This is a genomic window from Streptomyces piniterrae, assembly GCF_005048155.1.
In the GTDB taxonomy this organism is placed as follows: domain Bacteria; phylum Actinomycetota; class Actinomycetes; order Streptomycetales; family Streptomycetaceae; genus Streptomyces; species Streptomyces piniterrae.
Genome location: NZ_SUMB01000003.1, coordinates 115,900 through 127,485, shown reverse-complemented (window position 1 = coordinate 127,485; position 11,586 = coordinate 115,900). Strand labels below are relative to the sequence as shown.

Annotated in this window: 10 protein-coding genes and 1 other RNA gene; 6 read left to right on the top strand and 5 right to left on the bottom strand. The window is 72.6% G+C overall.

Annotated elements, in window-relative coordinates:
* Positions 1–19 precede the first annotated feature (19 nt).
* An RNA gene (gene rnpB, locus FCH28_RS09190) (RNase P RNA component class A) lies at positions 20–420 on the top strand.
* Between the two features lie 161 nt (positions 421–581).
* On the top strand, positions 582–1,661 hold the full coding sequence (locus FCH28_RS09185) for a ligand-gated ion channel (RefSeq protein WP_136739283.1): 1,080 nt from the start codon (positions 582–584) through the stop codon (positions 1,659–1,661).
* Positions 1,662–1,757: 96 nt separating this feature from the next.
* Here FCH28_RS09185 and FCH28_RS09180 read toward each other — a convergent pair whose 3' ends face one another.
* From FCH28_RS09180 to FCH28_RS09165, 4 genes are all read right to left on the bottom strand, one after another.
* Positions 1,758–2,741: a trypsin-like serine peptidase gene (locus tag FCH28_RS09180; protein WP_246102600.1), complete on the bottom strand. Its 984-nt coding sequence runs from the start codon at positions 2,739–2,741 to the stop codon at positions 1,758–1,760.
* Positions 2,742–3,056: 315 nt separating this feature from the next.
* Positions 3,057–3,986: a PhzF family phenazine biosynthesis protein gene (locus tag FCH28_RS09175; RefSeq protein ID WP_136739282.1), complete on the bottom strand. Its 930-nt coding sequence runs from the start codon at positions 3,984–3,986 to the stop codon at positions 3,057–3,059.
* A gap of 71 nt (positions 3,987–4,057) precedes the next feature.
* A complete protein-coding gene (locus FCH28_RS09170) occupies positions 4,058–4,849 on the bottom strand; it encodes an SDR family oxidoreductase (protein ID WP_136739281.1) in 792 nt (263 codons plus the stop codon).
* A 95-nt stretch (positions 4,850–4,944) separates the two neighbouring features.
* Complete coding sequence (locus FCH28_RS09165; protein ID WP_136739280.1) at positions 4,945–5,868, bottom strand: DUF4429 domain-containing protein; 924 nt, start codon at positions 5,866–5,868, stop codon at positions 4,945–4,947.
* A 210-nt stretch (positions 5,869–6,078) separates the two neighbouring features.
* On the opposite strand from FCH28_RS09165, the gene FCH28_RS09160 reads away from it, so the two are divergent.
* The 4 genes from FCH28_RS09160 to FCH28_RS09145 all read left to right on the top strand — a co-directional run bounded on the left by FCH28_RS09160 (position 6,079) and on the right by FCH28_RS09145 (position 11,354).
* Positions 6,079–7,728, top strand: coding sequence for an alkaline phosphatase D family protein (locus tag FCH28_RS09160; RefSeq protein WP_136739279.1), 1,650 nt, complete (start codon positions 6,079–6,081; stop codon positions 7,726–7,728).
* A 131-nt stretch (positions 7,729–7,859) separates the two neighbouring features.
* Positions 7,860–9,203, top strand: coding sequence for a Bcr/CflA family multidrug efflux MFS transporter (locus FCH28_RS09155; protein ID WP_136739278.1), 1,344 nt, complete (start codon positions 7,860–7,862; stop codon positions 9,201–9,203).
* A gap of 56 nt (positions 9,204–9,259) precedes the next feature.
* Positions 9,260–10,333, top strand: a complete 1,074-nt coding sequence (locus FCH28_RS09150; protein WP_136739277.1) for a serine hydrolase domain-containing protein — start codon at positions 9,260–9,262, stop codon at positions 10,331–10,333.
* A 40-nt stretch (positions 10,334–10,373) separates the two neighbouring features.
* Positions 10,374–11,354 carry a small ribosomal subunit Rsm22 family protein gene (locus tag FCH28_RS09145; protein ID WP_136739276.1) on the top strand — a complete coding sequence of 327 codons (981 nt, stop codon included), beginning with the start codon at positions 10,374–10,376 and terminating at the stop codon, positions 11,352–11,354.
* Here the strand turns inward: FCH28_RS09145 and FCH28_RS09140 are convergent.
* Positions 11,351–11,551 carry a DUF6243 family protein gene (locus FCH28_RS09140; RefSeq protein WP_136739275.1) on the bottom strand — a complete coding sequence of 67 codons (201 nt, stop codon included), beginning with the start codon at positions 11,549–11,551 and terminating at the stop codon, positions 11,351–11,353. The two genes, FCH28_RS09145 and FCH28_RS09140, sit on opposite strands and share 4 nt — an antisense overlap.
* Positions 11,552–11,586 lie beyond the last annotated feature (35 nt).

Here is an 11,586-nt window from a genome sequence, read left to right as displayed (position 1 = left end):
GCATGGTCGGCACGGCGGACGAGCCGGCCGGGCGGCCGCGTGGAGATCTTCGGATCTTCCCGAGGAACGTCCGGGCTCCACAGGGCAGGGTGGTGGGTAACGCCCACCCGGGGTGACCCGCGGGACAGTGCCACAGAAAACAAACCGCCGGGGCCGCAAGGCGCCCGGTAAGGGTGAAACGGTGGTGTAAGAGACCACCAGCCTCCGAGGTGACTCGGAGGGCTAGGTAAACCCCACCCGGAGCAAGGTCAAGAGGGGACACCCCGGTGTCCCTGCGCGGACGATCGAGGGCTGCCCGCCCGAGTCCGCGGGTAGACCGCACGAGGCTGCCGGCAACGACAGCCCTAGATGGATGGCCGCCTCCCCTCGGCCCGCGAGGACCGGGGGAGACAGAACCCGGCGTACAGGCCGACTCGTCCGCCACCAGGCCCTTGACCAGGAAAGACACCCCCTGGTCCGGCCCGGTCCCGCCCGCTTCGCCGGCCGCGGCACCCGGGCCTGAATGTCCTTTGTCGGCCCGGGGAATGCATGCCGCCGACTGGCCTTCCGATGCCCGAGGGAAGGCGGGGGAGGACCGGCGCATGACACTTGCCGCGCGAGGCCGGCCGGAGGCGACCCGCGTCGGCCGCCGGGCGTGGCGGCTCTCGGTCGTCCTTCGCCTGGCCGCGGTGGCCCTCTTCGCGGGGTTATGGGCCAGCCCCGCCTTCGCCGCCCCGGCGCCCGGACGCCCGCACCCCGCGAACCTGACGCCGGCGCCCCGGGCGGGCAGTTGGGTCACCTGCACCGTGGGCTCCTATGTGCTCTCCGTGCACGACATCCGCCCGGCGGCCGGTTCCTTCCGCGCGGACCTGTGGGTGTGGAGCGTGTGCCCCGACCGACGGCAAGACCCCATGAAACTCATGGAGTTCACCAACGCCAACGAGATCACCAAGAGCCTGACGGGGTCCGAGGCGACGGCCGGCCGTTCCTACACGTACATGAAGGTGACCGGCAGTTTCCGCGTCGACTGGGACACCCGGTCGTTCCCCTTCGACCGGCACCGGCTGGTGATCGCCATGGAACCGAACGACGACATCCACGACTCCCGGTACCGGCCGGACCACGAGAACAGCTCGTATGCGCCCGACGGGATCCCGGGCGAATGGAACGCCACGTCCTTCCGCCTCACCAAGAGCCGGCACACCTACCGCACGACATTCGGCGACCCGGCACTCGACCCCCACCACGGCAGCACCTACGACCGGCTCGAGGCGCGGATCGACCTCGCCCGCGCCGAGTACAACAGCTTCGTCAAACTGGCCGGCCCGGTGTACGTGGCCGCCCTGATCACGCTGATGGTCTTCATTCCGGCGCTGGACTGTGTCGAGGTCATGCTCGGACGGCTGGGCCTGCTGGGAGCGGTGCTGTTCGCGATCGTGCTGAACATGCAGCAGTCGTCGGCGACCACCGGTTCCGAGACGGCCCTGACCCTCACCGACAAGATCCACGTTCTCGGTCTGGTCTTCACCCTCGTCATGATCGGGATCAACGTCATGACCTGGACGACGTCCCGGCACAGCGACGAGGCGCCCGACGGCGAACGCCGCTGGGTGATCACCGCGGCGGTCGTGTACGCCGTGGGCAACCTCGCCCTCATCACCTGTGCGGCGATGTCGGGTTGAGGCGGCGATGTCGGGACGGGCAGGGCGCGCTCGGTTCGACGGGCTGCCCGGCCGGAGCCGGGCAGCCCGTGACGCGCGTGCGGCCCGTGACCTGTGTCAGGACGTCTGGGCCTTCTCGTACAGGTTCTTGGCGTCGTCGCCGAAGTACGGGCCGAACATGGTGTTGGGGAGGAACTGGTACCCGAAGCTGTTCACGGAGGACTGCAGGCCGGTGCCGGTGGATTCGTCGAACGAGGTGAACCAGGGGCCGCCGCTGGAGCCGCCGGTCATGTTGCAGGACAGACCGTGGTCCTTGGAGAGCAGCGGGTCCTTGATCGTGGTGCCGCTGCAGTAGATGAGTTTCTTGCCGTCGTACGGGTCGGCGGCGGGGTAGCCGAAGGCGTACATCTGCTTGTTGTAGCCGGTGTTGAAGGCCAGGCCCTGGCCGCCGACGACGTCGGTGAGTTTCTTGCCGTCGAGCGGGCCGACGACCGCGGCGCCGACGTCGTAGTTGATGTCCTCGCTCGCCGTCCACTGGGGCGTGGAGAGCGTCTTGGTGGCCGCCCATTTGCCGTACGGGGCCTGGCCGTCGTGGTAGGCGGGGACGAAGACCCAGTCCTTGTGCCAGGCGCCCTTCAGCTTCACACAGTGCCCCGCCGTGATGATCGTGCTCTTGTTCGCGCTGGTCACGGCGTCGCCGGAGCAGGAAGCCTGGCGGCCCTGGTAGGTGAAGAACACCCGCCCCGCGGTCTTCACGACCGCACCGCCCTTGGTCCACGGCCCACCGGCCTCGCGGACGGACGGGACCTTCGGCAGCTTGGGCAGGGTCGGCTTCACCAGCCGCTCGGCCCCTCTGCGTACGGTCTCGCTCACCGCGCCGGCCTTGACCGGCAGCAGGTCCAGCGGGGTTGCCGAGCGCATCCGTTCCGCGGTCCAGAAGGAGGCGAGGCGGGACTGGGACGCGTTGGCGGACGGGCCGTTCGCGGCACCGGCCGCGCCCGTCTGGAGGGCCGAGGCGAGCAGGGTGCCTACGGCGATCAGCGCGCCCACGGTGGCGCGGGGGATACGAGGGGCACGGGGGACACGAGGGGTTCGGCTCACGCGTGACTCCTTCTGCGGGGCCCGCGCGACGTACCGCGCGGACCGGGTGGGGACCGGCGGCGCGCGTGGCGCCGGCCGGGCAGACGAGCGGTGCGGATGGCGGTCGGACGGAACAGGTGCCGAGAGGAAGGGTCCCACCGCAAGGGGGTGTGCGGTAAGGGGATGTGTCACGGCTGTTGCGGAAGTTTTCCGCCGCGGGGAGAGTCCGGGCGGACGTCAAAGGTGTTGTGGGCAGGGCGGTTTGAGGCGCGGGGCGGGTCCGGGTGACGGGCCGTCACTTCGGGAACCCGGCCCGCCCCCCGAGGCCGGCCGGTGCTACGCGTCGTCCTCGCCGATGGCCGTGGCCGTCCCGCTGACATGCGACCGCGGGTCGCCCGCGCGGAGTTCGACGGTCAGCAGACCCGGGCGGCCCAGGTCGTGGCCCTGGTGGAGGGTGAGGGTGGCCGGTCCGGAGACCAGGCCCACTTCGCGGGCGTACGCGCCGAAGGCGGCCGCCGCGGCGCCCGTCGCCGGGTCCTCGACCACGCCGCCCACCGGGAACGGATCGCGCACATGGAAGACCGACTCGCTCTCCCGCCAGACCAGTTGGAGGGTGGTCAGGTCCAGCCGGTGCATCAGGGCGGCCAGCCGCTCGAAGTCGTAGTCCAGCTTCGCCAGGCGCTCGCGGGTGGCGGCGGCGAGGACCAGATGGTTGTTCCCGGCGAAGGCGATACGCGGCGGGAGGGCCGGATCCAGGTCGGCCGCAGGCCAGTCGAGGGCGGCCAGTGCCTCGGCGAGATCGTTCTGGGCGATGCCCTTCACATGGGGCTCGACGCTGGTGAGGGTGGCCTGGAGGGCGCCGTCCACCTCCCGGACGGTGACCGGGACCGGGCCCGCCTGGGTGGCGAAGACCAGGTCCCCCGGGCCTATTCGCTCGGCGAGCGCGACCGCCGTGGCGACCGTCGCATGCCCGCAGAACGCCACCTCGGCGAGCGGGCTGAAGAAGCGGATGGTGAAGGCGCGGGCCGGCCCGCCGCCCAGCCCCTCGGGCGGGGCGGTCAGGAACGCGGTCTCCGAGTAGCCGAGCCGGGCCGCGATGGCGAGTTGCGCGGCGTCGTCCAGGCCGGACGCGTCCAGTACGACGCCGGCCGGGTTGCCGCCCCTGGGGTCGTTCGAGAAGGCGGTGTAGCGCAGGATCTCGGGGGCGGAGGGGGCGTCCCCGACGGCAGCGGAGGCGGTGCCGGCGGCGGTGTCGTTGAGCGTCATGGTGGGGGAACCAGCCGCGTCGGCCGGCTATTCCCCCGGTCCCGGAACGCCCCGACAGGTCCGCAGGGGCGTCATCCCCGCCCGATATACGGCATGTTGGTCGCCATCACCGTCGCGAACTGCACATTCGCCTCCAGCGGCAGCGCCGCCATATGGGCCACCGTGCGGGCCACATCCGCCGCGTCCATCACCGGCTCGACCGCCAGCTCGCCGTTCGCCTGGAGGATGCCGGTCTGCATCCGGCCGGTCATCTCGGTCGCCGCGTTGCCGATGTCGATCTGGCCGCAGGCGATCCGGTACGGACGGCCGTCCAGGGAGAGGGACTTGGTGAGGCCGGTCATCGCATGCTTCGTGGCGGTGTACGCGATGGAGTGCGGTCGGGGCACATGGGCGGAGATGGAGCCGTTGTTGATGATCCGGCCGCCCTGCGGGTCCTGCGCCTTCATGGCGCGGAACGCGGCCTGCGCGCAGAGGAACGAGCCGGTGAGGTTGACGTCGACGACCGCACGCCAGTCGTCGTACGAGAGCTCTTCCAGCGGTCCTGGCCGGCCGAACGTGCCCGCGTTGTTGAAGAGCAGGTCCAGCCGTCCGAAGCGGTCGTGGACGGCGGCGAAGAGGGCGTCGACCTCGTCGGGGCGGGTGACGTCGGTCGGCACCGCCATGAACGTGGGGCCCTCGTCGAGGCCGGCGCCGGCGCCCGCCTCGCCGTACAGCCGGGCCGTCTCCTCCAGCGCCTGAGCGCGCCGGCCGGCCAGGACCGTCTGCCAGCCGGCGGCGATCAGGGCATGGGCGACCGCCCGCCCGATGCCGGAGCCGGCGCCGGTGACCACGGCGACCTTCCTGGGCTGAGTGTTCTGTGCCATGGCGGCAGCGTACGGGGGCGTGACGGGAGGCCCCGGGAGGGCCCCTCGGGCGCGCGGGCCGTCGTCCCCGGACCTCCGGTCGCGCGCCCGTCCCGTCAGCCGCCCGTCCGGAAGCGGGCCAGCACCGCCGCCTTCGCCGCCGCGAACTCGTCGTCCGTGAGGATCCCGTCCCGCCGCAGCTCGCCCAGCTCGCGCAGTCTGCGCAGCAGCGCGTCATGGTCCTCGGGGTCGGCGGAGGCGGACTCGGCCGGCGGCCGGGGCGTCTCCGGGGCGATCGCAGGCGCCGCGGCCTTCGGCGTGAGCGGCCCGCCCCTCGCGCCCGGATGGGGCAGCCGGGCCGCCACCGCCGCCGCCAGCAGCGCCGTCGTGCCGCTCTCCTTCTTGAAGCCCCACAGTTCGATGGAGTGGGGGTCGTGTTCCGGTTTGAGGGGAGTGCTCGCCCCGCGCGGCCGGAAGCGCAGATAGCCGGATTCCAGCCCCATCGAGGCCCGCCACTCCACCCCTTCCAGGTCGGCGAGCGCAAAGTCCTTGGGGCCCGTGTTGCGCTTGGTCTCGTTGGTGTTCCAGCGCCATTCGATGTGCACCCGCTCACCGTCGAAGGTGGCGATGCCGTCCGCGCCTCCCGCCGAGAGCGGCACGGACGGGCCCGGCAGCAGGAAGCGGTCACTGGGGCCGTCCGGGACCTGTTCGAGGGCCAGCGCCTGCCGCACCTCGTCCACGAAGTACTCGGCGACGCCGGTCCGACCGGGGTCCACCGCCACCTGATACGGATACGCGCTGTCCTCCAGGCTGCCGCCGGTGACCTGGAGCAGCGGGTCCGCGCCGTCCCGCAGGCGGAGCCGCAACCGGCCGCCCTTGCGGGCCGGTTCGTACGCGATCCCGGCCACCGCGGCCAGCGGCACCGCGCACTCGCCGAGGTACTGCCGCAGCTTGTGCACCCCGCGCTCGCTGCCCGGCACGATCCGTACGGCGTCGCCGTCGAAGGTCCAGGTGCCGTCCCGCCCCATCAGTTCAGCCATGTCCCGGATCGTACGGAGCGGGCACGGCGGCACGGGCGGGATGTGCGCGCCGGGGCGCAACAGGCCCCGATGGTGCCGCGATTGTCCATGGGCGTCCGTTGCGGGTCCAGTCCTCACCCGTCTGTCATGCATGCGTCGTACACGGGACAGCGCCGCGCCGTTCCCCGCCCCTCCAATCACGGGTGACAACCACTGTCAGGGGAGGGGCAGATGACACACCACGCAGCCCACGAGCAGGCGACCGCGGCACGCGACCAGGAGATCCGGGCCGCCGCCGCGCACCTCGGCCGCCGCCGTTTTCTCACCGTCACCGGTGCCGCCGCGGCGCTCGCCTTCGCCACCAATCTGCCGGGCACCGGCGCGTACGCCGCGGAGGCCGACGCGCGGAAGATCTCCGAGAACCCCTTCACCCTCGGCGTCGCCTCCGGTGACCCGCTGCCCGGCTCCGTCGTGCTGTGGACCCGGCTCGCCCCGCGCCCGTACGAGCCGGGCAACGGCATGCCGGACGCCCGGGTCCCGGTCCGCTGGGAGGTGGCCTACGACGAGAAGTTCAGACGGCTCGCGGGCCAGGGCCGCGCCGACGCGCACCCGGAGTTCAACCACTCCGTGCACATCGAGCCCACCGGCCTCGCCCCGGACCGCGTCTACTACTACCGCTTCCGTGCCGGCGACTGGACGAGCCCCGTCGGCCGCACCCGCACCGCACCCGCCCGCGCCACCCGGCTCTCCGAGCTGAAGCTCGCCGCCGTCTCCTGCCAGGCGTACCACGACGGCTACTACACGGCCTACCGGCACCTCGCCCAGGAGGACCTCGACATCGTCTTCCACCTGGGCGACTACCTGTACGAGTACCCGGTGACGGCGGCCGGCGGCGCCCGCAACTACACCGACCGCACCCTGCCGGACCTCTTCAACCGCGAGACGGTCACGCTGGAGGACTACCGGCTCCGCTACGCCCTCTACAAGTCGGACCCCGACCTCCAGGCCGCACACGCCGCGCACCCCTTCATCGTCACCTGGGACGACCACGAGGTGGAGAACAACTACGCCTCCGACATCAGCGAGGACAACCTCCCGCCCGCCGAATTCCTGATCCGCCGGGCCGCCGCCTACCGCGCGTACTGGGAGAACCAGCCGCTGCGCGCCCCGCAGCGGCCCAACGGCCCCGACGCCCAGCTCTACCGCCGCGTCCACTACGGGCAGCTCGCCCAGTTCGACATCCTCGACACCCGCCAGTACCGCTCCGACCAGGCCTACGGCGACGGCTGGCACGCCCCGGGCCCCGAGTCCCAGGACCCCGCGCGCACCCTGACCGGCGCGACGCAGGAACGCTGGCTGATCGACGGCTGGCGCGAGTCGTCGGCGCTCTGGAACGTACTGCCGCAGCAGGTCACCTTCTCCGAGCGGCGCAACGCCACCACCGCCGACTACAAGGTCAGCATGGACGGCTGGGACGGCTACCCGGCCTCCCGCGAGCGGCTGCTGGCCGGCGCCGAAGCGGCCGGGGCGGACAATCTCGTCGTGCTCACCGGCGATGTGCACGTCCACTACGCCTTCGACATCAAGCGGGACTTCGCCGACCCCGGATCGCGCACCGCGGGCGTGGAGTTCGTCACCACCTCGATCGCCAGCGGCAAGGACGGCGCCCAGAAGCCGCCCAACTGGGACACGTACATGGCCGCCAACCCGCATCTGAAGTTCTACGACGGGCGGCGCGGCTATGTGACCGTCACCCTGGACCGGGACGCGGCCCGCGCCGACTACCGGACCGTGACCGCCGTCACCACGCCGGGGGCGCCGGTGAGCACCGCCGCGTCCTTCGTCTCGCAGGCGGGCCACCCCGGCCTGCAGTCCGCCTGACCCGGACGTCCGGCGCGGGACCTACGTCGAAGGACCTACTCGGCCAGGTCCAATGGCGCAGCGCGTAAGGGGCTGGGGGCTGCCGCGGGCATGTCACCATGGTTGAGACCTCAAGGACCATGGAGACACTCATGACGGACCCCGGCCCCCGCACGGCCGAGAGCGACGACCTTCCCGGCATATCCGAGCGGGCCGCGGCGGCAGCAGCACCGACCGCTCCGGACAGCGCTTCCACGGCCCGCCGCACCAGCCTGCTCGTCACCCTCGTCCTCGGCGGCCTCACGGCGGTCCCGCCGCTCTCCATGGACATGTACCTCCCGGCCCTGCCGCAGGTCACCTCCGTACTGCACAGCCCGGCCGCCACCGTGCAGCTCACCCTCACCACCTGTCTCGCGGGCATGGCCCTGGGACAGATGATCGTCGGCCCGATGAGCGACAAGTGGGGGCGCCGCCGCCCGCTGCTCACCGGCATGGTGATCTACATCCTGGCGACGGCCCTGTGCGCGGTCGCCGACAGCGCCGAACTCCTCATCGCCTTCCGCCTGTTGCAGGGCCTGGCGGGCGCGGCCGGCATCGTCATCGCACGGGCCGTGGTCCGCGATCTGTACGACGGTGTGGAGATGGCCCGGTTCTTCTCCACGCTGATGCTGATCTCCGGGGTGGCGCCGGTCGTCGCCCCGCTGATCGGCGGCCAGATCCTGCGGCTCACCGACTGGCGCGGCGTCTTCGTCGTCCTCACCGCCGTCGGGGTGCTGCTCACCCTCCTGACCTGGCGCACCCTGCACGAGACCCTGCCACCCGCCCGCCGGCAGCCCGGCGGCCTCGGCCAGACCCTGCGCACCATGCGCGGACTCCTCGCCGACCGGGCGTTCTCCGGCTATCTGCTCGTCGGCGCGTTCGCCTTCGCCGCGCTCTTCGCCTATATCTCCGCCTCGCCGTTCGTCGTCCAGGAGATCTACGGCGCCTCCCCGCAGACCTTCAGCATGCTGTTCGGCCTCAACTCCATCGGTCTGGTGCTGACCGGCCAGATCAACGGCAAGCTGCTGGTCGGCCGGGTCGGCCTGAACACCGTGCTGGGCATCGGCCTGGCGCTGGTCGCGGTCGCCGCGACCGGCCTGCTGCTGATGTCGTCCGGGGTGTTCGGCCGGGTCGGGCTGGTGCCGATGGCCGCCGGCCTGTTCGTCCTGATGTCCGCCATGGGCCTGGTCATGCCGAGCACCAACACCCTGGCGCTGCTGCGCACCCCGCACGCGGCCGGCTCCGCCTCCGCGCTGCTGGGCACCTCGACCTTCCTCCTCGGCTCGGTGGCCTCCCCGCTGGTGGGCGTCGCCGGCGAGCGGACCGCCGTGCCGATGGCCCTCGTACAGCTCTCCTGCGCCGTTTTGGCGCTGTTGAGCTTCCTGGGAATGTGCCGCCCGTGGCAGCGTAGGGGGGAGACCACCGAGGGCACGTCCGGCGAGGGGAACAGGCTCTGAACACACCGCGGCTGAGACATGGCACACCGGCCCAGGCGGGACTCGACCCCGCGTGGATGGAACGGCTGGTCCGGGGTGTGCGGGAGCTGCCGGACGGCCGTCCGCCCTGGTGCACGGGCGCCGTCGTGCTGGCCGGCCGCGGCCAGGTCGTCGCCGCCGAGGACGCCACCGGCTGGGCGCTGCGCTACCGCTGCTACGACCCCGAGCGGGACCGCGGCATCGAGCTGCCCCGGGACCTCTGGGAGCCGATGCGGGTCGGCACCGTCTTCGACCTCGCCTCGGTCACCAAACTCTTCACCGCCATCGCCGCGCTCCAGCAGGTCGAGCGCGGCCGCCTGGAACTCGACGACGAGGTCCGCGCCCATCTGCCCCGCTTCGCGTCCGGCAGCACCGTCTGGCAGCTGCTCACCCACACCTCGGGCCTCGCCCCCGAGCTGCCGTTCCACGACCACCGGGGCCGCGCCGCCCAACTGGCGCTGCTCTGGGAGGAGGCGGCCGCCCCCTCGGGCCCGCCCGGCACCTACCGCTACTCCGACCTCAACCTCATCGCGCTCCAGCTCGTACTGGAGAAGCTGACCGGGCGCCGCCTGGACGCCCTCGTCAGGGACGGCATCACGGGCCCGCTGGGCATGTCCAGCACCTCCTACGGGCCACTGGCGCCGCTGGGCGTGGCGGCGACCGAGGACCAGCGGCGGCCCTGGGCCAAGGCGGACCGCGGTCTGGTGCGCGGCGAGGTGCACGACGAGAACGCCTGGGCGCTGGGCGGCGTCGCCGGGCACGCCGGACTGTTCTCCACCGCCCAGGACCTGGCCGTACTGTGCCGGGCGCTGCTCAACGGCGGCGCCTACGGCACCGCCCGGATCCTCGGCCCGGACACCGTCGCCGCCCTCCTGGACCCGCCCGGTCTGGGCTTCGCCGTCGACCAGCGGTACTTCATGGGGGAGTTGGCGGGCCGTGGCGCGGCGGGACACAGCGGCTTCACCGGCACCAGCCTGGTGCTGGACCGGGCCACGGACACGTTCCTGGTCCTGCTGGCCACCACCGTCCACCCGGTCCGCAGGAACGGCGGCAGCGCCCCCCGCGCGGCGGCCGCGACCTGCCTGGCCCGCGCGGTCGCCCGCGCCGGCTGACCAGCCCGTGCACCCGTGCCGGCCCCGTAGAATTCCTTCAATGCACGACGAACTGCGCGCCGCACTGGCCGGCCTGCTCGACGGCCTGCCGCCCAAGCAGGCCGCGCAGGCCGTGGACCGGCTGATCGCCACGTACCGGGGCCGTACGCCCACCGACGCGCCGGTGCTCCGGGACCGCGCGGATGTCGCCGCCTACGCCGCCTACCGGATGCCCGCGACCTTCGAGGCGGTACGGGCCGCGCTGGCCGCCTTCGCCGTACGGGTGCCGGACTGGTCCCCGGCCACCCATGTGGACATCGGCGGCGGCACCGGCGCCGCCACCTGGGCCGTCGCCGACACCTGGCAGAGCCACCGCAGCACCGTCCTGGACTGGGCGCAGCCCGCGCTCGACCTGGGCCGCGAGCTGGCGGCCAGGGCGCCGGCGTCCACAGCGCTTTCGGACACCGCCTGGCAGCGGCAGACCATCGGCGAGGGGCTGACCGTGCCGCCCGGCACCGACCTGGTGACCGTCTCCTACGTCCTCGGCGAGCTGCGGCCGGACGCCCGCCGCGCCGTGGTGGCCGCGGCGGCCGCCGCCCAGGCCGTCGTACTGATCGAACCGGGCACCCCGGACGGCTACCTCCGTATCCGCGAGGCCCGCGACCAGCTCATCGCCGCCGGGCTGCGGGTCGTCGCGCCCTGCCCGCACAGCGACACCTGCCCGATCGTCGTGGGCGAAGACTGGTGCCACTTCTCGGCCCGGGTCAGCCGCTCCTCGCTGCACCGCCAGGTCAAGGGCGGTGCCCTCCCGTACGAGGACGAGAAGTTCAGCTACGTCGCCGCCACCGCCTTCGAGCCCCCCGCGGCGGCGGAGACGTCGCCGTCTCGTATCGTCCGCAAGCCCCAACTCCGCAAGGGCCAGGTCCTGTTGGACCTCTGTACACCCGACGAGGGGCTGCGGCGGACCACGGTCACCAAGCGCCATGGCGACGCCTACCGCGCGGCCCGCGACGCGGCCTGGGGCGACGACTGGCCGCGTTAGCCGTCTCCCGCACGGTCGGGTGACCCGCCACGCGACCGCTCTTCGAGCCTGCGCAGCAGTTCCCGGCGCTGCGCCTGCGGATCGGGACGGCCGCCACCGTTCCTGCCGCCGCCCCCGCCGCCGCGGAGCGCCCCGCGTGAGAGCTTGCTGCGGGTGCCGCCGACGCCGAGCATTCCGCCGGCATTTCCCTTGCTCATGGGTGTGGTCCTTTCCTCGTCCGACCGGCCGGCTC

Bases quoted from the DNA above. Each gene is read 5' to 3' on its own strand.
- FCH28_RS09145 (WP_136739276.1), top strand. From the start codon at position 10,374: ATGCACGACGAACTGCGCGCCGCACTGGCCGGCCTGCTCGACGGCCTG.
- FCH28_RS09185 (WP_136739283.1), top strand. From the start codon at position 582: ATGACACTTGCCGCGCGAGGCCGGCCGGAGGCGACCCGCGTCGGCCGC.
- FCH28_RS09170 (WP_136739281.1), bottom strand. From the start codon at position 4,849: ATGGCACAGAACACTCAGCCCAGGAAGGTCGCCGTGGTCACCGGCGCC.
- FCH28_RS09150 (WP_136739277.1), top strand. From the start codon at position 9,260: ATGGAACGGCTGGTCCGGGGTGTGCGGGAGCTGCCGGACGGCCGTCCG.
- FCH28_RS09175 (WP_136739282.1), bottom strand. From the start codon at position 3,986: ATGACGCTCAACGACACCGCCGCCGGCACCGCCTCCGCTGCCGTCGGG.
- FCH28_RS09140 (WP_136739275.1), bottom strand. From the start codon at position 11,551: ATGAGCAAGGGAAATGCCGGCGGAATGCTCGGCGTCGGCGGCACCCGC.
- FCH28_RS09155 (WP_136739278.1), top strand. From the start codon at position 7,860: ATGACGGACCCCGGCCCCCGCACGGCCGAGAGCGACGACCTTCCCGGC.
- FCH28_RS09160 (WP_136739279.1), top strand. From the start codon at position 6,079: ATGACACACCACGCAGCCCACGAGCAGGCGACCGCGGCACGCGACCAG.
- FCH28_RS09165 (WP_136739280.1), bottom strand. From the start codon at position 5,868: ATGGCTGAACTGATGGGGCGGGACGGCACCTGGACCTTCGACGGCGAC.